Raw genomic sequence first — 19,186 nt, 5'->3', positions numbered from 1 at the left:
GGTATCAATTCGGGTATCTAGGGATTTATTAAAAACAAAACACAGTAAATACATGTTGTTATTTGCTGTGTTTTACTCCTATTATCGGCACCATCATTTCATCCAGCACCATCCCCAATCGTCCATTTTTCCTTGTTTTTCGCGGTGTTGGCTGTTCTGTTTGTCCGCCGTTATCCAACTTTTACCGTTGCAATCCAAATTTAAAACGGGTACATAAACGGGTATCTGAGTTTGAGGCGGGTACCTATGAAACTAAACGCGCGACAGGTCGAGACGGCAAAGCCTGCGGAGAAAGACTACAAGCTGCCAGACGGTAACGGACTTATCCTGCTGGTGAAAACCAGTGGGGCAAAATACTGGCGTTATCGCTATACCTTCGCCGGTAAAGAAAAGATGCTGGCGCTCGGTGTGTACCCGGCTGTTTCGCTGGCGGCTGCTCGGGAAAAGCGAGATGAGGCCCGGCGTAACGTTGCGGCAGGTGTTGACCCGGTAAAAGTCAAAAGCCATGTTGCAGCTGCGGCTGCAAAGACAATCACGTTTAAAGAGATTGCCACAGAATGGCACGAATTCAAGAAGCCTCGCTGGTCACCTGGCTATGCCTCTGACATTCTCGAAGCATTCAATAAAGATATTTTCCCAGCGGTGGGCAAGCTGCCCGTTGCAGAAATCGAGCCTGTTCAGATGCTGACGGCACTGCGTAAAATTGAGAATCGCGGCGCAACCGAGAAAGCAGCCAAAACACGCCGGTGGTGCGGTGAGGTGTTCAGCTATGCAGTTGCGACCGGGCGCGCGAAGTATAACCCCGTCAGCGAACTGAACAGCGCAATGACCGGGCATAAAGGAGAGTCCTTCCCTTTCCTGACGGCGGAAGAACTGCCTGATTTTCTCGCGGCGCTTGAGAGTTACAAGGGGAGCCCGCTGCCCCGGCTGGGGTTGCAGATCATGATGCTGGCAGGGCTGCGTACTTACGAACTGCGGCATTCAAAATGGGAATGGGTAGATTTCGATAACCGGCTGTGGGAGATACCTGCCGAATTTATGAAGATGGACCGCCCGCACCTGGTACCACTTTCCGATCAGCTTGTTGTATTGCTGAAAGAGTTGCACTGTCTGACAGGTCGATACGTGAATATGTTCCCCGGCAGGAATGATCCGTCAAAGGTCATGAGCGAGAATACAATAAACAGGATGATCCACACGCTGGGGTATAAGGGGAGGGTAGTAGGGCATGGCTTCCGGCATACGTTCAGCACTATCCTGAACGATAAAGGATTCAACTCTGACTGGGTTGAACTCCAGATCGCTCACGTGGACAAGAACAATATACGCGGGGTTTATAACCATGCCCTGTATATGGAAGGGCGTCGGGAAATGATGCAGTGGTATGCGGATTATATTGACCAGCTGCGTTTGATTTAAAGAAACTGTTTTTTCCAATCTTCGACCTCTCCGCGTACCCAGCGGGAGGTTCGGCTCCCGAGCTTCTTAGGCTTCGGAAACTCGTTATTACTGATGCGCTCATAAATACTGGATTTTTTCAGGCCCACAGAGCGCTCGACCTCTTTAATGTTAATCAGGTCAGTGTCAGAGATAACCGGTGTCATGCTATACCTCTCTTTTTCATGGCATCGAGCAGGATGTCCTGCACTGTTCGTTTCGAGTTGCGCCGCTCCATCACCATTTCATCCATAGTGTCGGCAGCGATAATGTGGTGAATGAACACCGGGCGGTTGTGTCCGGCCTGAATCTGCCGGGTTGGCCCGATGCGTTCGATAATTTGCTGGTACTGCTCCAGGTCCCACCAGTGCGAGAAAAACACCAGTATGTTGCCGCCGTCCTGCATATTCAGGCCGTGGCCTGCGCTGGCCGGATGCGCGAACAGGACCGGTATTTTTCCAGCGTTCCAGTCGCGAAGGGTCTGTGGATCCTGGTCGAGGTGGCGACCTCGGGGAAACGCTTTAAGCAGGCGCTCAAGATCGTGTTTCCAGTGGTAGGCCACCAGTACAGGCGCGCCAGCTGCTTCGGTGAGAATACTGTCCAGCGCCTGCAGCTTCGCGTCGTGCAGTTCTGACCAGCTTCCGGCGTCGTCGGTGTACACCGCGCCGCTGGCGATTTGCAGACACTTCACCGTCTTTGCCGCGGCGTTCGGCGCTTCAATGCCTTCGCCGTTCAACTCGAGGAACATTTCCTTTTCCATTTCGCGATACTGCTGGCGGGCCTTCGGCGGCATGTCCACGCGGATCACGTTATGGATGGGCTCTTTGATGTCGAACCAGTCGGCGGCGTCCAGGGAGATAGTTACGTCAGCCAGCGCTCGCTGTATTTCATCCTGCGAATGGGCGAACGGCTCCAGCTTCGTCCAGCTTTGCCCCGGAAACTGTATTGAGTTGAACCAGCGGGAGGTAAACGCGCCGTAGGTGCGCCCGAGGCGCTGCCCCTGATCCACAAACCACGCTTGCCCCCACAAATCCACCAGGCCATTCGGCGCTGGCGTACCGGTGAGATTCATCCAGCGCCGGACGTGCTTATGTGCCACTTTGCCCAGCGCCGCCGCGCGCTTACCGCCCCCGCGCAGCCGGAAGGATTTCAGCCGGGTGCTCTCGTCAGGAATAACGGTACCGAACGGCCAGCGGTCGCCCAGCGTTTCAACCAGCCAGACCAGATTGTCGTAGTTGATGGTAAACACGCTGGCATTGCTGTTTGCCAGCGCTACCGCGCGCGCTTTGGCGTTACCGACAATCGGCTGCACCTCGATATTGCGCAGATGCCCCCATTTAACCGCTTCATCCGGCCATGTGCTGGCAGCCACGCGCAGCGGCGCGAGGACCAGCGCGGGCTGTGTCTCTGCGCCTGCCATGAAGAGATCTTCCAGCGTGGTGAGCGTTGCCACGGTTTTACCCATACCCATGCCCGCCCAGATGTTGCAGCGCAGGATGTCGATTTCGTGGTTGATGATGAGGTCTTGATAAGGGCGAGGCGTGAAAATTATAGAATGGGAGTTAACTGACACGTTTTTCCTCCCAGTGTAGCCTGTCGCCGCTATGTCCTGTATACCGCCCGGTCTGCCCTTTGGCTGTAAACTCCAGTGTGCCAGCGGTGAAGAGCATCACGATAGCGCCATCGTACGGGCCGCCAATCAGGCGGAATTTACTGCGTCGTTGGACTTTTCGCACAATATCCCCTCCAGATTCTTGCTATCCAGCACCACCACGGTAAAGCCCAGCGCGCGGAGCCGTTTGTGCTCGCGCAGCTGGTCGGCGCGTGGTGGTTTGCCTGGCGCTTTGCATTCAACAAAGACGAGACGGCCGCGGGGCAGCAGGACAATTCGATCCGGTACCGAGCGGCGACCGGGTGACACGAACTTAAAGGCGACCCCGCCAGCCTTTTTCACTTCGGCGACGAGGTGTTTTTCGATAAGGCTTTCACGTTCGTAGGCCATCAACCACCGCTCCACCAGCAGCCTCAATTGCTGCGATCACTTCATCTTTGGCATAACAATCAATAACCCCAGCCCAAAGCCGTGTAGTTGGTAGAACGACGGTTAAGGGGAGTCCTGTCTGCTTTCTCTCGTGCTTTAACTCCAGAGCCAGCAATTGTTCTAATGATGTTTTTGGCGCTGTTATGATCTCGTCAATCACATCATCAGTGAGATTTTTATCGCGCATCGTCCACCGCCTTACGCTTTTCGCGCATGTTCTGCATCAGGCAAAAATCAGACCGGCGTTCGCTCCAGTCCTGATTAAGTTCGTTACGTGATTCGCGGTTTGCTTTGGCCCAGACCTTCGCTGCCCGGTCGTACTCCCCAGATTGCTCAAGGCGCAAAGCCTCCCTCGCAGTCCGGTAATAAAGCGGACTGTCCCGATATTTAAATGACATAGGGATTACCTCAGTGGATGACGCCGACAACCTCAGGGTCGGTAGCCATATCGCTGTTAACCAGACGGAAGCGGACCAGAACTGCGCCCTGATCACCCCAGTCTCTGCGCAGATTGCGCCAGGAGGGGTGTTTATCGCCGCAGCATTCCAGAATGGCGGCGCTGTCTATATCGAACTGCGCGCGGCTGTCCATGACCATGTAGATGTATTTCATAGCGGATCACCGTCTGAAAATGCTTCGGTGTCGGGTTGTAACTGGACCATGTCGTCGATTGGCATAAGTTTCAGAGGGCCACTATCGTTGAGCGCACCGAGTGTTAACTTTGCGAACAAACGTTTTTGCGATGTGGTTAGTTCGACCTGTGATGTGCGGCCGTTGACTAACACAATGATTGCGAAATTTTCTACGTTGCCTTGTGCCATAGCGATTAATCCTTACGGTAGTGGTACGCCTCAAAGCCGCCAGCGTTCAGCGGTATATCGGGCGCCCATTTGGGGTTAGTGGAGAGCAGCGCGGAGAGCGCTTTGTCGTTGAATTCGTCTGTGTCCGGCGCTTCGGTAATTACCTCATCATGTACCGTCAGCACAATGCTGTATCTGGCGTCCTCGATCAGCGGCATGTTTCCGGCCAGAACGTCGCGGGCGGCCGCCTGAGTGACGTTTTCCACCAGCTTTCCGCCGTAGGTTTTGAGCCGTTGCCATTTGCGCGAGTAGGAGTTAACGCCCTGATAGGTGATGTTCCCCTTCTCGATGGATGGTGACGGGTAGCACAGCGCGCGTCCGGATGGCAGCTGTATTCGCAGCCATGCGCCATCACGGCGGACTTTCAGATAGCCGCAGTACAGCGTCTTTTTCGGTGTGGCAATGGCGGTGCGGACGGTACGCTCGAGCTCGTACCAGAAATCGCAGGTTGCCGGGTGGGCTCTTCGCCACAGGCGCTTAAGCGAATCGCAGGCGATGAATACACGCTCTGACAGGCCGTAGGTCGACTTACGTTTAACCGATTCGTCGTACCAGCTTTTCGCCTCGCGGATGACATCACGGGGGATATTCGGCAGCGCGGCGTTCGCCAGCTCGTCGAGGTCGAGACCGTAGACCAGGGCGAAGGTAAGAAATGCCGCAACACCCCCGCCGAAGCCGAGGCCCAGCTCCATCACCTTGCCGATCTGACGCTGGTATTTATCAACATCGTCCGGCGAGATATTGAAGGCGCGGGCATAGGCCAATTTATAAAGATCTGGTCCAATCCCCTCGTCGTACTCCCTGAACGCATCAAGCTTCCACTGCTCACCGGCAAGCCAGGCAAGTTTTCGCCCTTCGATGTTAGACAGGTCGCTAACCACCAGCTTTTTGCCTTCCGGAGCCATGATGCAGCCGCGCAGCGCCGAGCTGGTCAGCTCCATGATGTTATCGAACAGCAGATCAGCGCATCCGGCTTTCAGCGCCTCGATGCCCTCGTCTATCTGGTCCTGCTCAAGAGAAGGGCGGGGCAGGTTCTGGGGCTGGAACAACCGCCCGGCCCAGCGTCCGGTTCGCGATGCGCCGCAGAACTGCAGCGTGCCGCGCAGACGACCGTCACTGCTCACGCCCTTCATCAGTGATTTGTACTTACTGGTGCTGGTGGTGCTGGCCTGCAGGCGGATTGCCAGCAGCTCTTTCACCGCAGACGGCAAATCAGGATCCGCCATACGACGCTCCAGCGTGCTGCGCTGCATGTCCGGCAGCTCCACACCGTACGATTCGACAATGTGCTTAATCAATGCGTCGCGCTGTGTGGCCGCCTGCACTTCGCCGTCGGTCATCACCTGCGTGCGTTTCGCCAGGCGCTTTTGCTCGAGGTCTACCGCCTCGATCGCCGCCTGTGCGAGCTGCACATCCATGCAGACGCCGCGGTCATTGATCTGCTGGTCACGATGCCATAGCGCCAGCTCTGCACCCTTGTAGTTCCACTTCGGCAGGCGCTTATGCACTTCGCGCATAGCCTCGATATCCAGCCCGGCGTAAGCAACAAAGCGCCGCCATTCTTCCGGGTGGGTTTTGCTGGTGGCGCGGCGCAGTTTGCTGTTCTTCGGACGTGGCTTACAGAACAGCTGGATCAGCGCCTTACCTTCTTTGTCCTTCGCCTTGTCCTGCGGGACGCCGAGCACTTCGCAGAGTGCCCCCAGCGCGCCGGGGAGGCCGTGCGCCAGTGCCTGCACCATCGTGTCGCGCCAGCGCGTTATATCCGGGGCCAGCCGAGGGTGAGTGTGTCGCAAAACGGTGCGGTCAAAGTGCGAATTGTGGAAATAAAGCAGAGTATCGGGGTCGCGAAGGGCGAACCACAACGGATCGGGTATCGGCTCGCCAGCGGTTAAATCCCACACCCGTACAGGCCCGTCGTTGATAGCCCAGGCAAACAGCATTACTTCGACGCCTTCTGCGTAAGCGTGGGTGCCGTTCGTGATGGGTGTTTCGCAATAGGTTTCCAGGTCGCCCCAGAGAATGGTTTCAGACATAGATATTCCTCGCGGGTGCTTTGCGAAAAGGGATGCTCTTTGCAAAACACCCGGCACATGGCCGGGCGGGTATGGGGTTAAATCAGCGTGTCGGCGTCTGCGCCCTCGCTGATGTCGTCGAAGTCGTCCGGCGCTGCAACACCGCCGCCAGCAAACGCGTCACCGTCGCGTAGGAACTGGACGCCGCCAAGCGATGCGTTGACGCGTTTGCCGAAGTTGTTGTCCTGCGCCCAAATGTCGATCACCGCGTTGACATAGCAACCGGCGTAAGGACGGCCATCAGCCTGGATGAGCGGCGAACGGTCGCGATCGATGACTGCCGGACGTGCTTTGTTGGCAGCGTTCAGGAAGAAGTTGCCCGGGAAACCTTCGTATTCGGCTTTTTCGTCACCGTCGTGCAGGCAGAGGTTGAGTTTTTTCTCCAGCTGGCCGTAAATGGTTTCCCACTTCTCGCCCCACTTTTCCTTCGCTACCTGTTTCAGCGCTTTGCGGACTTCTTCCAGTTGTGGATGTTTCGGATCCATCAGGAAAACAGCAGAGAAGCGCGGGTCTCCTTCGCCATTCACGGTTTTTGCTTCGAACAGAGCAGGGAAGGCCAGGCGGACGTTGTTCAGTTTAATTTTCATGGGTATTTCCTTAATCAGATGAGGTCAGCGGCGAGCGCATCGTCGGACACGTCGTCGAAATCGTTAACAGGGTTGAGATTGAGCGCTGGGCGCGGGTCGGACTCGGGGGCGACGGTAGGCTTACCGTCAGCGCGGGTGATCAGCGCTTCGACTTTCGTCCAGCGGCGAGGACTAGCCTTTTTGATGAGCTTCTCGGCTTTGGTTGGGCTAATCAGCTTAAGGTCGAAAACCTCCTCAGTTTTATATCGGAACTGGTCTTTCAGCAGAGCGCGGGCGGCTTCTTCATCGCTCCAGGCACGATTACCCTGTTTGCCAGTAACCAGCTTAAAGCCCGGCACCGGGTGACCCGCGTTCAGTTCACTGTTCACCCGGTCGCGCACAGCCTTTAGCCACGATTCGATAAAATCGGCCTGTCTGTATACCTCTGCCAGCTGTTCGGCGGTCAGCAATGGCACACGCTTAACTGCTTCCGCCAGCTGCTCGCCAGTAGGTTGCGTCAGGTCGACGAAATCGCCAGCGATAGTGTCGAAGTGCAACTGCTGCCGCGCGGTACAGATGGCGCTGGCTTTGCAGAACCGGCACTGTTTTTCACCGGGGGTGAAGTTTTCCAGCGGCAGGGTTTCGACACCTTCGCAATCGGCAATATTGAACATCACGATTACACTGGCGGCCGCTTCCTGCGCCCGTTCGCCGAACGCCTGGAGTTCTTCCACTGTCAGGGCCCACTCAGAAACGTGGTTAAGTCGTGGCTGATGGATGAACAGGCGCACCGTCTCGAAGTCGTACAGCATGCTGAACTGTTCAAGCGCGCCCAGGGCATACAGCTGCAGCTGCTCGTTCTGCTCGGCGTCGACCCGTACACCCTTACCGTATTTCAGGTCGTGGATCTGCAGCTCGTTACCCGCGATGATAACGCCATCGGCGGTACCGAAAGATTCTTCGACCCCCACGATGTGAGAGAAGTCGACACGCTGCTCGACCAACAGCTCGTTGCCCTGCGACAGCGCCCAGACGGTGTCGACGTAACGGCCAACGGCTTCGATCATTTCCTCATCTACCTGCGGGCCGGGATCCGTTTTTGATGGATGCGCCAGCGGGTAGGTACCGAGATACGTTTCAACATCGCAACCGGCATAATCGGCGGAATAGCTCAGACGATTGCGCAGGACAAGTTCGCCAAGTGCGTGCGCTGCGGTACCTTCTTCTGCGAACGAGGAGCTTTTATCCGGTTGCGTGGCCTCCAGTGCCAGACTACCGGGGCAGCGCATCCAACGATGCGCTGAGGACGGGGAAAGTCGTGCGTGAACGTCTGGCATAATTAACCCTCCAGCGCTTTTTCAGCCTGAGCGATCACATCTGCGAGGTTCTCGTCAGCAACTTCGCCGAGTTTTTTGGCACCCTGTTTTTCCAGAATGGCGACAGCTTCGGCGCGGTATCCGCCCTTCGCCAACTGGAGGATCAATCCTTCGGCCTTTTTACGCAGGGCTGCAAAATCAGAATGGCTGGTATCAGTTTCTGTCTTATCTTTGCTGGCAGCTTCCTGCAGCTGGAGGAACTCCACTTTGTTGATCTCAACAGTCAACCCATCCTCAAGGATTTCATGCAACGCGCCGAGGTCTTCAACGCTGCCAAAAGAATCACTTTCTGGATGTTTCCAGTAGAACGGGCCTTTACGTTCCTGTTTGCCCTTACTGCTGGTCTTTTTCGGCTTCACTGTGTCACGCTCGCCCGGCTTCGCATCGAGCCATGTTTCAGCGTATGCGCGTCGCTCGGCGATAGTCGTCAGGTCATCCCAGTAGGAAATGATGTCGCGCGACAGCTGGAGCAGCACCTCTTTATGAACTTCTTTTGTGCGTTTAACACCCTGCAGGGCACTATCCAGAGCGTCGATTTGTACGACTCGCTTATCGCCTTCGGCGTCGCGGTAATCAACAGCGCGCTGGACCATCGTTTCGCTGAGCTCCTGCGCGTCCGGGTAGAATGCAGCCAGGGCGATAATGTCGCTGAACTCCAGATCTTCCAGCGTAACCTTGCGGATAACGGTATTTTCCGCTTTGGTTTCCGGTACCGTTTCGCGGTATTCCTGAACCTGCGCCACGGTGTCCGGGCGAAGAGCGACGCCAGAGGCGAGGGCAGTGATAAGGCGTTCAAGCAGGGCGTTATGCTGCGTCAGCAGCTGGTTGTTAAGTTCGAGACTGGTTTCTAAGCTCATACTGCGGTCCTCGCTACAAGGAGAATGAAGGTAATAGCCAGGCCGAACGCAGTAGCGAGGGCCAGACCGGTGAAGATGTCGAATTGTTTGCGGCGCCAGCGGAGCACATCGCGCCCCGTCAGCCGGTGGAGGTGTTCAGGTTTCATCGGTAGTGCTCCTTTTCATGTCTGGGAGCGCACTGCACTGAATGCGCTTTCAGGCATAAAAAAGCCCGTCATGGGAGGCGGGCAAAGACTACACACAGCAATGGATGATTCAGGGGATGGGGGTTAACGGACGAATTGTGTAGCCATAACCGAGATAGCCGTTGCGTTCCTGGTAAGCCGCCGCTCTTAGTCGAGCAGGGTTTTCGCCTTTAACTGTCGCAACAACGTAATCAGTTGCGTCAGGTCCGTTTTCTACCACTTCAAAAGTCGACAAGTATTTTGTTGTGAGCTCATAGGTATTCATTTCGGTACCCTCTCAGTGGATTAGTAAAAGGCCCGAAGCCTTTGATTAATTCACTGCACGTCCCATCATCGGGGCGTTTCAACTTGCGTGACTTATCAGCTCGTCGCGGTGTGGTCCTCTACGCTTACCGTACGCATACGGACTCGGCGCTTACCTCGATCCCATCGGGTGCCATTTCGTTTTGCCAGGAGCACAGCGGCTTACCTGTCACACGGTTCTGTTTGTTAAAGAGCTCGTTAAGATGTTTGTATAGATGTCTTAACCTTTGATGCATAGTTAAGACCTCTAAACCTTTAAAGTCAAGAGTTGGAGTTAAGAAAAGTGTACTTTTTTGCAGGTTGGTAAAGAAAAGCCCGCTATTAGGCGGGCCGCAGAAGAGGGGAAAGCTGTTTTAGAGGAGAACGGAATACCAGAATACTTGGCCTATGATGTTTATCTTATTTGCCTCATGGTAAAAATAATCTTCATCTGCGTATTCATCCCGGTTAAATGAGCGAACTCTGATACCGTTTGGTAGGCGGTACAGTAGCTTTACACGTAACAATCCATCTTGGTCTATCGCATACATCTGACCATCTTTTATCCCGGTCTTTGAGGTATCGACACCGACTACCGCCCCGTCAGGTAAAACCGGCTCCATGCTATTACCGTGTACGCTAACGCAAGCGGCACAGCCTGCGTCCACACCAGCTTTACGTAGAGTGGATTTTGCAAATCGCAATTTACATCCAGAGCGATCCAGTTCTACGTAAGTGCCATCCCCTGCGGATAGTTCAATCTCGTGGTAGAAAGGTATTTCCACTTCATCATCCTCTAATGGTGTGGTTGAGTCCCATGTTGAAAAAACACCCTCTACTCTTGCGTTTGAAGTTACCTGTTTATCGTCAGAAGGTTTGCCAGTGAGTAGCCATTCTGGAGACGTACCCAAAGCATCAGCCAGGTTGACCAGGTTTTTACCATTAGGCGCTGTAGATCCTGATTCCCACTGTGAAATAGTCGCTTTTGTGACCTTAATTCGTTTTGCGAGCGCGTCTTGAGTCATTTTTACATTGCGGCGTGCTTCGCGAATACGTTCGTTAATCATGGTGTTACCCCTCATATGGTTTAGTTAGCTTAACCTAGTTAGAGTATCGTTTTCTTGACTTGTATGTTTAGTTTTCTTAACCTTGGTGTATCTATACATGCCCAGGAAAACGGATATGAAAAAGACCAGAGCCATTGAGCTAGCGGGCAGCAAAGCGAAACTCGCCCGATTATTGAAGGTTTCTAAAGGTGCAGTATCTCAGTGGGGTGACGAAATCCCAGAGCTGAGAGCTCTGCAGCTTGAAAAGTTATTGAGCGCTAATAAAAAAACTCAAGCCAGACAAAAGGCGTAACCCATGCCAGAGAAAAAGATCTGGGGGGCGACGCCTGACGAATGGTTCCACTTCGATCTGGTGCTGGGGCGTACTGACCAGCTGCTGCCGGTCGTGTGCAACCCGGGCGCGACCATATCCCCGAACAGCAAACTAAAAATGCTTGGCAAAACGCCGAGTCTCTATAACCGCGACCGACTGGCTACCGGGATCAAGGACTGGACCGAGCATGTCGTTACCGAGCATGACTTTGCCCGCTGGTCGAACGAACCGGATTACGGCATCTGCGTGCGCACAGGTCATGGCTGGCTGGCGCTGGACTGCGACAGCGAAGACGAAGACATCCAGGCCGATATTCGCAAAACGCTGGTGCAGCTGCTGGGCGAGCTGCCGCCGCGTCGCTGGCGCGCAAACAGCAACAAATGCCTGTACCTGCTGGCCGTTGACGGCGATTTCCGTAAGCGCATCCACCGTCTGGCGGGTGATATGGGGATTATCGAGCTGCTGGCGAACGGGCAGCAGCTCGTTGCCTGCGGTACGCACAGCAGCGGCGCGCGTATCGAATGGGACGGCGGTCTGCCGGACGAGCCCCCAGCCATAACTGCTGACCAGCTCGAAACGCTGTGGCAGCGCCTAGCGGATCAACTGCCTGTGTCGGTCACCACTGAAGCGGGCAGCACGAAGATGCGCGACCGCTCAACCTTCACGCCCGGCGCCACGGACGATACAGCCGAATATCTCGACGCGAACGGTTGGACGCTGCTGGACGGCGCGAACGGCGAGCGATACATCCGCTGCCCGTTTGAGGATGGCCACAGCACCGGTGGCGACCCGACCAGTACGGTTTACTTCCCGGGCGGGACCGCGGGCTTTGAACAGGGGCATTTCAAGTGCCTGCACGCCAGCTGCGCGCACCGTGACGACGGCGATTTCCTTAACGCCATCGGGATCCGTAACGACGATTTCGAAGACCTGACCAGCACCGACGTTGCTGAGCCGTTACCGCTGCCAGCGTTCGAGCGCGATAAGTGGGGCCGCATCGAGGCCACCATCAGCAACGCGGCGAAAGCCGTTGTGCGTCCTGACTTTGTTGACATCGATATCCGCTTTGACCAGTTCCGCGACGAAATCATGTTCGCACAGGCTGGCTCCGGCCAGTGGCAGGCGTTCACCGATGCGGACTATGCGCGCCTGCGCATCACAATGGAAAAGCGCGGCTTTAAGCCTGTCGGGCGCGAGCTCATCCGCGACGTGGTGCTGCTGGCCGCTGACGAACAGCCTTTCGACTCGGCGACCACCTGGCTGAACGGGCTGGAGTGGGACGGCGTGCCACGCATCGAAACTTTCTACCATACGCACTTCGGTACTGCCGACACGCCATACACCCGCGCGGTGTCCATGTACATGTGGACGGCGCTGGCGGGCAGGGTGCTGGAGCCCGGCGTCAAAGCCGATATGGTGCCGATCCTCGTCGGTCCTCAGGGCTGCGGTAAGTCCTCCGGTGTGGAAGCTCTGAGCCCCGACCCGGCGTTCTTCACCGAGATCTCTTTCGCTGAGAAAGACGATGACCTCGCACGCAAGATGCGCGGGCGTCTGGTGGCGGAAATTGGCGAGCTGCGCGGCCTCAATACCAAAGAGCTGGAATCCATCAAGGCATTCGTAACGCGTACGCATGAGAACTGGATCCCTAAATACCGCGAGTTCGCTACCCAGTTCCCGCGTCGCCTGGTGTTCGTCGGTACCACCAACGAGGACGAATTCCTCGCTGACAAAACCGGTAACCGTCGCTGGCTTCCCGTGGAGGTGTCGAAAGTCGACGTGAAAGCGATAAAAACAGACCTCCTTTTGCTGTGGGCTGAGGCCCGCGAGACGTTTAAGCGCCTCGGCGGCATCCAGTTCCGCGATGCTGAGCGGCTCGGTGCGAGTGTCCACGAGCAGTACACCATTAAGGACGCGTGGCTCGAGACGGTAGAGAAATGGCTAGACACGCCCGACCTTATGACTAACGACATTCCGCGAAATTGCGAATTTTTACGCGCTAGCGACGTTCTGCGCGATGCGATTGGCTTAAATCCAAGTCACATCGGAAAACGTGAAGAAATGCGAATTAGCAATGTTTTGCAAAATTGCGGTTATTCGCGAGTTTTGAGGCGTGTTAACGGCAAAGTGCAGCGAGTTTGGGTATCGGCGTAACCACCTGCAACCACCTAATAGCGTAGGTGGTTACGTTTTAACTAATTGAATTTAAAAGGTTGTAACCACTGTAACCACTGTAACCACCTATTTTCTAAAAACCCCATATATATATATAAGTCGTTCTGGGAAAGGTTAAGAAGATGGCGGTTACAGTGGTTACAGGTGGTTACACGTCGAACATGTAATTTATTGCGGGTAGCGATATGCAAACACGATTTGATTCCACCACGGCGATTAACGAGCGCCAGAAGCTCAATAAAATCGCTCTCTATGCTCGCGCGTGCGCGCGTTTTGTGGGGTGACCTATGCCAGTTGTCGCAACGTTCAAAACGGACTGGTTCCGGGTGATTAACGACATCACACGCAGCGGTATCCCCCTGCAGGAGATAGCCAGAGAGCTCGACGTGTCGAAGTCTGCTATCATCGGCTGGAAGCAGGGCGCAGCGCCGAACCATCACACAGGCGAAGCGCTGATAGACTTCTGGTGCTACGTCACGCAGCGCCCACGCTCCGAACTGCCAGCGCAGGTCACATCACGGCGTTTTGTTTACGCCTGGCGATCGAAGCGTCTGACACCATGAAAACATGCAAAAGCAGGGCGTTTACCGGTTAAAAACGCTATGCAAAAACCGCCCTGTTTTATGCACGATTTATGCAGTCCATTTTCCCTCTTTCCAGCCAGTAAACCGCAACAAATAGACCCTTCACGCTAAATCGTTAACGAGTGCCATTTCGCTGGTGCGCGCAACGTGCATTATGTTAAATCGGCCCTGTTTTTAACAAATCTTCCATTTGGTCGGGATCCCGACCGCGACCCCGTTTCACACTTACGGCTCAATCATCACAGGAGCCAACACAATGGGCCGACCAAAGAAAACCGTCGAAGTACCAGGGCAGGAGCCTGAAACCGGCACTGAGCAGCAGACGGAAGCAGAGAACCGCCTTACCGCGACTGAGATCCAGACGCTTAACGCTGAGGGCCAGCGCGCAGACCAGGGCGTTATCCAGCAGCGCGTTGCCAGTCTGCTGGACGATGCAGCACTCGATGAGCGCAATACTCTGCTGGGTACCATCAACGAGCAGGGCGCGGCCATTATCGCCCGCTTTGAAGAGCTGGCCTTCACCGACATGGCTGACCAGCAGCTTACCGACAATATCGAATTCCTCCAGCTCGTCAAAAAAGCCACCACGGCGGAGCCTGCCGCGCCGCTGGGCTACGTGACGAACGACGAGGGTAAACGCCAGCCAGTTACGGGTAAGCCCGTTCTGACTGAGCATGGCTGGCACGTTCCGGGCTAAGAGGGGATCGCTATGTGTGGAGGTGGAGCACCTAAGGTCGTACAGACCGACCCGCAGGCCGAAGCGGATGCGGCTGCCGACGCAGCGGCAAAAGCGGCAAACGCAGATGCTGCAGCGCGCAAGAAGCGCAAGAAAGGCTCGTCCCTTCTCGCCAGTGGTGCTGAGGGTGCGGCTGATTCTGGCAGCTCTCTGCTGTCCTCTGGCGCGCAGGCAGCGCAACAGAAAAACACTCTGGGGGCGTAACTGATGGATGAACTCGCCGTTAAGCTGATTAAGCGTTCCGACACGCTGAAAGCCAACCGCCAGCAGCATGAAAGCGTCTGGCGCGAGTGTTATGACTACACCTATCCGCTGCGCGGCGCGGGATTCTCTGACGAAGTGCTCGACGCTCAGAGCGCAAAACACAAGGTGGCGAAGCTACTGGACGGCACCGCCACCGACAGCGCCCGCATGCTGGCCTCTGCGCTCATGTCCGGCATGACCCCGGCAAACGCGCAGTGGCTGAACCTCGACAGCGAATCGCTGCCGGACGACGCCAAAGCCTGGCTGTCTGAGTGCGCCACGCTGGTCTGGGAAAATATTCACGCGGCGAACTTCGACGCAGAAGGGTACGAGGCGAACCTCGACGTGGTGTGCGCTGGCTGGTTCGTCCTGTACATCGACGAGGACCGCGAAGAGGGCGGCTACACCTTCCAGCAGTGGCCGCTGGCGCAGTGCTATGTCACGTCCACCCGCAAAGATGGCATCGTGGACACGATATACCGCCGCTACCAGTTGACCGCAGAGCAGGCCATCAAAGAATTTGGCGCGGACAAGGTCAGCGAGAAGATCCGCGACGCGGCGAAGAAAAAGCCCGACAACAAATGCGATTTCCTGCACTGCATTTTCCCGCGCGAAACCTACATGGTCGATGCCCGCCTGGCGAAAAACATGCGCTTTGCATCGTACAACGTCGACGTGAGCAACAAGCAGATTGTGCGCGAATCCGGCTATCACGAATTCCCTTGCTGCGTTCCACGCTGGATGAAAATCCCCGGCGGCTCCTACGGCATCGGCCCGGTGTACGACGCGCTGCCGGACTGTAAAGAGCTGAACGAAACCAAACGCATGGAGAAAGCCGCGCAGGATCTGGCTATCTCCGGCATGTGGATTGCCGAAGATGACGGCGTACTCAACCCGCGTACGGTCAAGGTCGGCCCGCGCCGCATCATCGTGGCGAACAGCACCGACAGCATGAAACCGTTACTAACCGGTTCAGATTTCAGCGTTGCATTCACCGCCGAAGAACGCCTGCAGGCGTCAATCCGCAAAATCATGATGGCCGACCAGTTGCAGCCGCAGGACGGGCCAGCCATGACCGCCACCGAAGTGCACGTGCGTGTCGCGCTGATTCGCCAGTTGCTTGGTCCGGTGTATGGCCGGTTCCAGGCTGAATATCTCCAGCTGCTGGTGGTGCGCTGCTTTGGCATAGCTTTCCGTGCTGGTGTCTTCTCCCCGCCGCCTGAGAGCCTGCAGAACGCCAATTTCAACGTGCGCTACATCTCACCGCTGGCACGCGCCCAGAAGCTGGAAGACGTAACGGCAATCGAGCGGCTCGGCGCTAACGTGGCGAACCTCGCAGGCATCAGCCAGGACGTTGTTGACCTCATCGATACCGACGAAGCCACACGTGTTGTGGCTGAGGCTCTCGGCGTCCCGGCGAAGGTTATTCGCTCATCCGATGCTGTGGCAGATCTCCGTGTCCAGCGCCAGAAAGCACAGCAGCAGGCCGCACAGCAGCAACTCATGATGCAGGCGGGAACTGAGGCGGCTGGCGCCGCAGGGCAGACCGCGGGCGCGGCAATAGGGCAACGACTGGCAGGTAACCAATGAGAATAAAACAGGCTACGCCTCAGGACTTTAAGCGCATTTTCGAAGAGATGCCTGGCGGTTCTCAGGTGCTGGAAGAATTAACGCGCCGCTTCGGGCGTGCGGCGTACGTCCCCGGCGGTACCGAGGGCGACCGCGAAACGTGTTACAGGGCAGGACAGCGATCCGTACTGGATTACATCCTGCGCGAAATCAACAAGGCCGATGGAGTAGAAGACGATGTGGAAGCTTAAACACTTATTCATGAACGCTGAGCAGGGCGCAGAACAGCCAGGCGGCGGTAACGGAGGTGGTGAAGATGGCGGCAATAATCCTGGTGCTGGCGAACCTTCTGGTAATTCTCTGCTCAGCACAGGCGCGGGCGAACCGGGTGCTAATGACTGGCTACCTGAGAAATTCCGCGTTATGGGCGAAGACGGAAAACTCAGTATTGAAAGCTCTGCCCGCAAACTGGCGGAAAATTACACTCACCTTGAAAAACGCATGGGCAGCGGCGACGCACCGCCGAAAACTGCGGATGAGTACGCTCCTGACGTGAAGGTAGACGGGTTCAACTGGGAAGAATTCAAAGCCGATCCACGTATGCAGAGCTTCATGAAAACCGCGCACGCCAAAGGCATCACCAACGATCAGATGAGTTTCATCCTGGGTGAATACGCACAGCGTGCTCCTGAGCTGGTGGGCGGTGCCGCTGAGCTGGATTCACAGTCTGCCACCACGCAGCTGCGCGAGGTGTGGAAGACTGACGCAGAGTTTAAGCAGAACATCGGTCTGGCTTTCCGCGCGTTTAATTCGTTGGCTGATGATGCCGACAAAGGCCGCATCGACGAGATCGGCAATAACCCAATGGTTATCCGCATGCTGGCAAAAGTCGGCGCGGAAATGCAGGAAGATGCGCCGGCGGGTGGTGATGTGAACCTCGAAGAGCAGCAGACCATTCGCGATCTGATGAAATCCCCAGCGTACATGGACCCGAAACACGCCGACCACGAACGCGTATCCGCGACGGTCAAAGCGTATTACCAGAAGCGTTACGGCGATCAAACCGTAGCGTGACATGTCACAATTTCAGCATCAAAAGCCAGCCTAACCCGCTGGCTTTTTCATTTGGTCGGGATTCCGACCGTACACCTCGCTAACAATCTCCCCACAACCAGCCCGGCGGGGACGCCGGATAACTGAATTTTCCCGCAGTGCGTAAGCGCCACGCGCATTGTGTTAATCGGGCCGGGCAACCGACAACCCAGCAGGCGATATTTTCTGGAGTGATTGTTATGGGATTTGATGCCAACAAGAACATGATCACCGCTGCGTTTATCACGCAGTTTCATGATTCTTTCGAAATCGCCGCGCAGCAGAAGGATTCCCGCCTGCAGGCAGCGGTAAACGACCGTGGGATGATCACAGGCGAATCGTTCACCATTAACGATATGGGTGAAATCGAGATGCAGGAGATCACCACACGTTTCGGTGACACCGTCTGGGATTTACCGGAAGCAGGTACACGTAATGCGCTGATGGCTGACTATGCGGCATTCGTACCTGTTGAAAAACGTGACCTGCGTAAACTGCTGGCCGACCCTCAGGGTCCGTATCTGCAGCTCACCCTGGCAGCGTCCAATCGTAAAAAAGACGACGTTATTTATCGCGCGATGCTCGACCCCGTATTGCGTAAAACGTCCAGCGGCGGGGCATATGCGCCGGTGGCGCTGCCAGCTGCACAAAAAATCGTTGCTGGTGGCACAGGTATGACCAAAGCCAAGCTGATCGCCGCTAAAGCGATGTTCCGCCGTAACGAGTGTGACGAGCAAAACGGGGAAGAACTGTACATGACGTACAACGCCGACATGCTGACGCAGATCCTCAGCGATACCACGCTGACCTCTGCCGATTTCATGGCGGTGAAAATGCTGCAGGAAGGCGCTGTGTCCTCCAAATGGCTCGGCTTCAACTGGCTGGCTTACGAAAAACTGGATTCTGCGACCGCAGGCGATCCGGCCGTAACCACCAAAACCGCCGCTGCGTGGTGTAAATCCGCTGTGCATTTCGGTACCGGCGCTGAGTACAACGTCGATATCGGTCCACGTCGCGATAAAAACAACACCATTCAGATCTCTGTTGATGCGTCTTACGGTGCTGGCCGCGCCAACGAGAAAAAAGTCGTCGCCATCGATTTTGTTGTTTAAGTCGCTGGTGTGTTTGCCGGGGTACACCCCCGGCCTTTTTTCATCTGAGGTTCTGCCATGACTTCGAGTGTCTCTATCTGCTCAAACGCACTTCTGGCGCTGGGTGCTCACCCGATAAATGATTTCGACGAAGACACGGATCATGCCCGTCTTTGCGCCAACCTTTACCCCACTGTCCGTAATAAATTACTCCGCGCCCACCCGTGGAACTGCGCCATAAAACGCGTTGTGCTCTCGCCTGTCAGCGCTGCGCCTGTCTTCGGGTATGGTTATCAGTTTTCTCTACCCGGCGACCTGATCCGCGTTCTGTCGGTCGGCGAACCGCATGATGATATTGATTACCGGATCGAGGTCAGCCGACTGCTGGCAAATGTCGATGTGATTCGCCTGCGTTATATATTCCGTAACGAGGACGAGTCCACCTGGGACGCCGCGCTGGTGGATGTGGCTGAAATGATGATGCAGTCCAAACTGGCATATGCGGTAACCGGGTCCGCCAGTCTGCGTGACAGTCTGACGCAGGAGGCAGCATTCCTGCTTAAGCAGGCTAAAGCCGTTGATGGTCAGGAAGACCCGCCGGAAGAGCTTGGCGGCTACCCAACTTATGAGTCGAGGTTCTGAC

General features: G+C 55.9%; 25 protein-coding genes. 11 read left to right on the top strand and 14 right to left on the bottom strand.

What is annotated here, in order from left to right; translation table 11 throughout:
• The first annotated feature begins 246 nt into the window (after nt 1-246).
• Nucleotides 247-1,419, top strand: a complete 1,173-nt coding sequence (locus L383_RS00045) for a tyrosine-type recombinase/integrase (protein WP_023332163.1) — start codon at nt 247-249, stop codon at nt 1,417-1,419.
• Here L383_RS00045 and L383_RS00050 read toward each other — a convergent pair.
• The 14 genes from L383_RS00050 to L383_RS00105 all read right to left on the bottom strand — a co-directional run bounded on the left by L383_RS00050 (nt 1,416) and on the right by L383_RS00105 (nt 10,743).
• On the bottom strand, nt 1,416-1,604 hold the full coding sequence (locus L383_RS00050) for a helix-turn-helix transcriptional regulator (protein ID WP_023332164.1): 189 nt from the start codon (nt 1,602-1,604) through the stop codon (nt 1,416-1,418). The two genes, L383_RS00045 and L383_RS00050, sit on opposite strands and share 4 nt — an antisense overlap.
• Complete coding sequence (locus L383_RS00055; RefSeq protein WP_023332165.1) at nt 1,601-3,010, bottom strand: SNF2-related protein; 1,410 nt, start codon at nt 3,008-3,010, stop codon at nt 1,601-1,603. The genes L383_RS00050 and L383_RS00055 overlap by 4 nt, the downstream gene beginning before the upstream one ends.
• Nucleotides 3,011-3,136: 126 nt before the next feature.
• Nucleotides 3,137-3,439 carry a PDDEXK family nuclease gene (locus L383_RS00060; RefSeq protein ID WP_023332166.1) on the bottom strand — a complete coding sequence of 101 codons (303 nt, stop codon included), beginning with the start codon at nt 3,437-3,439 and terminating at the stop codon, nt 3,137-3,139.
• A complete protein-coding gene (locus tag L383_RS0124490) occupies nt 3,423-3,665 on the bottom strand; it encodes a hypothetical protein (RefSeq protein WP_032629979.1) in 243 nt (80 codons plus the stop codon). The genes L383_RS00060 and L383_RS0124490 overlap by 17 nt, the downstream gene beginning before the upstream one ends.
• Nucleotides 3,655-3,876 carry an ANR family transcriptional regulator gene (locus L383_RS00065; RefSeq protein WP_023332167.1) on the bottom strand — a complete coding sequence of 74 codons (222 nt, stop codon included), beginning with the start codon at nt 3,874-3,876 and terminating at the stop codon, nt 3,655-3,657. Before L383_RS00065 ends, L383_RS0124490 begins: the two co-directional genes overlap by 11 nt.
• Before the next feature lie 10 nt (nt 3,877-3,886).
• Complete coding sequence (locus L383_RS00070) at nt 3,887-4,090, bottom strand: hypothetical protein (RefSeq protein WP_023332168.1); 204 nt, start codon at nt 4,088-4,090, stop codon at nt 3,887-3,889.
• A complete protein-coding gene (locus L383_RS00075; protein WP_023332169.1) occupies nt 4,087-4,299 on the bottom strand; it encodes a hypothetical protein in 213 nt (70 codons plus the stop codon). Before L383_RS00075 ends, L383_RS00070 begins: the two co-directional genes overlap by 4 nt.
• 5 nt (nt 4,300-4,304) lie before the next feature.
• Nucleotides 4,305-6,371: a DNA polymerase gene (locus L383_RS00080; RefSeq protein WP_023332170.1), complete on the bottom strand. Its 2,067-nt coding sequence runs from the start codon at nt 6,369-6,371 to the stop codon at nt 4,305-4,307.
• A gap of 77 nt (nt 6,372-6,448) precedes the next feature.
• Nucleotides 6,449-6,997, bottom strand: a complete 549-nt coding sequence (locus L383_RS00085) for a DUF2815 family protein (RefSeq protein WP_023332171.1) — start codon at nt 6,995-6,997, stop codon at nt 6,449-6,451.
• A gap of 14 nt (nt 6,998-7,011) precedes the next feature.
• Complete coding sequence (locus L383_RS00090) at nt 7,012-8,313, bottom strand: DUF2800 domain-containing protein (RefSeq protein ID WP_023332172.1); 1,302 nt, start codon at nt 8,311-8,313, stop codon at nt 7,012-7,014.
• 2 nt (nt 8,314-8,315) lie between these two features.
• Nucleotides 8,316-9,209, bottom strand: a complete 894-nt coding sequence (locus tag L383_RS00095; RefSeq protein ID WP_023332173.1) for a hypothetical protein — start codon at nt 9,207-9,209, stop codon at nt 8,316-8,318.
• Complete coding sequence (locus tag L383_RS26175; RefSeq protein WP_023305502.1) at nt 9,206-9,355, bottom strand: hypothetical protein; 150 nt, start codon at nt 9,353-9,355, stop codon at nt 9,206-9,208. The genes L383_RS00095 and L383_RS26175 overlap by 4 nt, the downstream gene beginning before the upstream one ends.
• Before the next feature lie 109 nt (nt 9,356-9,464).
• Nucleotides 9,465-9,659 (bottom strand): hypothetical protein, encoded by a 195-nt coding sequence (locus tag L383_RS25565; RefSeq protein WP_023332174.1) that lies wholly within the window; start codon nt 9,657-9,659, stop codon nt 9,465-9,467.
• A 391-nt stretch (nt 9,660-10,050) separates the two neighbouring features.
• Nucleotides 10,051-10,743, bottom strand: coding sequence for a S24 family peptidase (locus L383_RS00105; RefSeq protein ID WP_023332176.1), 693 nt, complete (start codon nt 10,741-10,743; stop codon nt 10,051-10,053).
• 115 nt (nt 10,744-10,858) lie between these two features.
• Here L383_RS00105 and L383_RS25560 point away from each other — a divergent pair, with 115 nt between their 5' ends.
• The 10 genes from L383_RS25560 (at nt 10,859) to L383_RS00145 (ending at nt 19,185) form a co-directional block, all read left to right on the top strand.
• Nucleotides 10,859-11,035 (top strand): Cro/CI family transcriptional regulator, encoded by a 177-nt coding sequence (locus L383_RS25560; protein ID WP_023332177.1) that lies wholly within the window; start codon nt 10,859-10,861, stop codon nt 11,033-11,035.
• 3 nt (nt 11,036-11,038) lie between these two features.
• Nucleotides 11,039-13,207, top strand: a complete 2,169-nt coding sequence (locus L383_RS00110) for a VapE domain-containing protein (protein ID WP_023332178.1) — start codon at nt 11,039-11,041, stop codon at nt 13,205-13,207.
• 308 nt (nt 13,208-13,515) lie between these two features.
• Nucleotides 13,516-13,791: a hypothetical protein gene (locus L383_RS0124480; protein WP_032629981.1), complete on the top strand. Its 276-nt coding sequence runs from the start codon at nt 13,516-13,518 to the stop codon at nt 13,789-13,791.
• Between the two features lie 277 nt (nt 13,792-14,068).
• Nucleotides 14,069-14,509, top strand: a complete 441-nt coding sequence (locus L383_RS00115) for a hypothetical protein (RefSeq protein WP_023332179.1) — start codon at nt 14,069-14,071, stop codon at nt 14,507-14,509.
• A 12-nt stretch (nt 14,510-14,521) separates the two neighbouring features.
• Complete coding sequence (locus L383_RS00120) at nt 14,522-14,752, top strand: hypothetical protein (RefSeq protein WP_015571350.1); 231 nt, start codon at nt 14,522-14,524, stop codon at nt 14,750-14,752.
• Between the two features lie 3 nt (nt 14,753-14,755).
• Nucleotides 14,756-16,381, top strand: a complete 1,626-nt coding sequence (locus L383_RS00125; protein ID WP_023332180.1) for a portal protein — start codon at nt 14,756-14,758, stop codon at nt 16,379-16,381.
• Entirely contained in the window at nt 16,378-16,611 is a 234-nt protein-coding gene (locus L383_RS00130) for a Bbp19 family protein (protein ID WP_001619031.1), read from the top strand. The genes L383_RS00125 and L383_RS00130 overlap by 4 nt, the downstream gene beginning before the upstream one ends.
• Nucleotides 16,598-17,434, top strand: coding sequence for a hypothetical protein (locus L383_RS00135; RefSeq protein ID WP_023332181.1), 837 nt, complete (start codon nt 16,598-16,600; stop codon nt 17,432-17,434). Before L383_RS00130 ends, L383_RS00135 begins: the two co-directional genes overlap by 14 nt.
• A 218-nt stretch (nt 17,435-17,652) precedes the next feature.
• A complete protein-coding gene (locus L383_RS00140; protein WP_023332182.1) occupies nt 17,653-18,564 on the top strand; it encodes a phage capsid protein in 912 nt (303 codons plus the stop codon).
• A 57-nt stretch (nt 18,565-18,621) separates the two neighbouring features.
• Nucleotides 18,622-19,185: a phage connector family protein gene (locus tag L383_RS00145; protein WP_023332183.1), complete on the top strand. Its 564-nt coding sequence runs from the start codon at nt 18,622-18,624 to the stop codon at nt 19,183-19,185.
• Nucleotide 19,186 lies beyond the last annotated feature (1 nt).

This window comes from Enterobacter sp. MGH 37 (assembly GCF_000534515.1).
In the GTDB taxonomy this organism is placed as follows: Bacteria; Pseudomonadota; Gammaproteobacteria; order Enterobacterales; family Enterobacteriaceae; genus Enterobacter; species Enterobacter kobei.
The sequence above is the reverse complement of the archived record's forward strand: the minus strand, read 5'-3'. Positions and strand labels throughout refer to the sequence as shown.

Excerpts from the sequence above, each read along its gene's own strand:
- L383_RS00085 (WP_023332171.1), bottom strand. The coding sequence starts at position 6,997 with ATGAAAATTAAACTGAACAACGTCCGCCTGGCCTTCCCTGCTCTGTTC.
- L383_RS00090 (WP_023332172.1), bottom strand. The coding sequence starts at position 8,313 with ATGCCAGACGTTCACGCACGACTTTCCCCGTCCTCAGCGCATCGTTGG.
- L383_RS00135 (WP_023332181.1), top strand. The coding sequence starts at position 16,598 with ATGTGGAAGCTTAAACACTTATTCATGAACGCTGAGCAGGGCGCAGAA.
- L383_RS00050 (WP_023332164.1), bottom strand. The coding sequence starts at position 1,604 with ATGACACCGGTTATCTCTGACACTGACCTGATTAACATTAAAGAGGTC.
- L383_RS00045 (WP_023332163.1), top strand. The coding sequence starts at position 247 with ATGAAACTAAACGCGCGACAGGTCGAGACGGCAAAGCCTGCGGAGAAA.
- L383_RS25565 (WP_023332174.1), bottom strand. The coding sequence starts at position 9,659 with ATGAATACCTATGAGCTCACAACAAAATACTTGTCGACTTTTGAAGTG.
- L383_RS00095 (WP_023332173.1), bottom strand. The coding sequence starts at position 9,209 with ATGAGCTTAGAAACCAGTCTCGAACTTAACAACCAGCTGCTGACGCAG.
- L383_RS00115 (WP_023332179.1), top strand. The coding sequence starts at position 14,069 with ATGGGCCGACCAAAGAAAACCGTCGAAGTACCAGGGCAGGAGCCTGAA.
- L383_RS00130 (WP_001619031.1), top strand. The coding sequence starts at position 16,378 with ATGAGAATAAAACAGGCTACGCCTCAGGACTTTAAGCGCATTTTCGAA.
- L383_RS26175 (WP_023305502.1), bottom strand. The coding sequence starts at position 9,355 with ATGAAACCTGAACACCTCCACCGGCTGACGGGGCGCGATGTGCTCCGC.
- L383_RS00105 (WP_023332176.1), bottom strand. The coding sequence starts at position 10,743 with ATGATTAACGAACGTATTCGCGAAGCACGCCGCAATGTAAAAATGACT.
- L383_RS0124480 (WP_032629981.1), top strand. The coding sequence starts at position 13,516 with ATGCCAGTTGTCGCAACGTTCAAAACGGACTGGTTCCGGGTGATTAAC.
- L383_RS00140 (WP_023332182.1), top strand. The coding sequence starts at position 17,653 with ATGGGATTTGATGCCAACAAGAACATGATCACCGCTGCGTTTATCACG.
- L383_RS00125 (WP_023332180.1), top strand. The coding sequence starts at position 14,756 with ATGGATGAACTCGCCGTTAAGCTGATTAAGCGTTCCGACACGCTGAAA.
- L383_RS25560 (WP_023332177.1), top strand. The coding sequence starts at position 10,859 with ATGAAAAAGACCAGAGCCATTGAGCTAGCGGGCAGCAAAGCGAAACTC.
- L383_RS00110 (WP_023332178.1), top strand. The coding sequence starts at position 11,039 with ATGCCAGAGAAAAAGATCTGGGGGGCGACGCCTGACGAATGGTTCCAC.
- L383_RS00075 (WP_023332169.1), bottom strand. The coding sequence starts at position 4,299 with ATGGCACAAGGCAACGTAGAAAATTTCGCAATCATTGTGTTAGTCAAC.
- L383_RS00120 (WP_015571350.1), top strand. The coding sequence starts at position 14,522 with ATGTGTGGAGGTGGAGCACCTAAGGTCGTACAGACCGACCCGCAGGCC.
- L383_RS00145 (WP_023332183.1), top strand. The coding sequence starts at position 18,622 with ATGACTTCGAGTGTCTCTATCTGCTCAAACGCACTTCTGGCGCTGGGT.
- L383_RS00080 (WP_023332170.1), bottom strand. The coding sequence starts at position 6,371 with ATGTCTGAAACCATTCTCTGGGGCGACCTGGAAACCTATTGCGAAACA.
- L383_RS00070 (WP_023332168.1), bottom strand. The coding sequence starts at position 4,090 with ATGAAATACATCTACATGGTCATGGACAGCCGCGCGCAGTTCGATATA.
- L383_RS00060 (WP_023332166.1), bottom strand. The coding sequence starts at position 3,439 with ATGGCCTACGAACGTGAAAGCCTTATCGAAAAACACCTCGTCGCCGAA.
- L383_RS0124490 (WP_032629979.1), bottom strand. The coding sequence starts at position 3,665 with ATGCGCGATAAAAATCTCACTGATGATGTGATTGACGAGATCATAACA.
- L383_RS00065 (WP_023332167.1), bottom strand. The coding sequence starts at position 3,876 with ATGTCATTTAAATATCGGGACAGTCCGCTTTATTACCGGACTGCGAGG.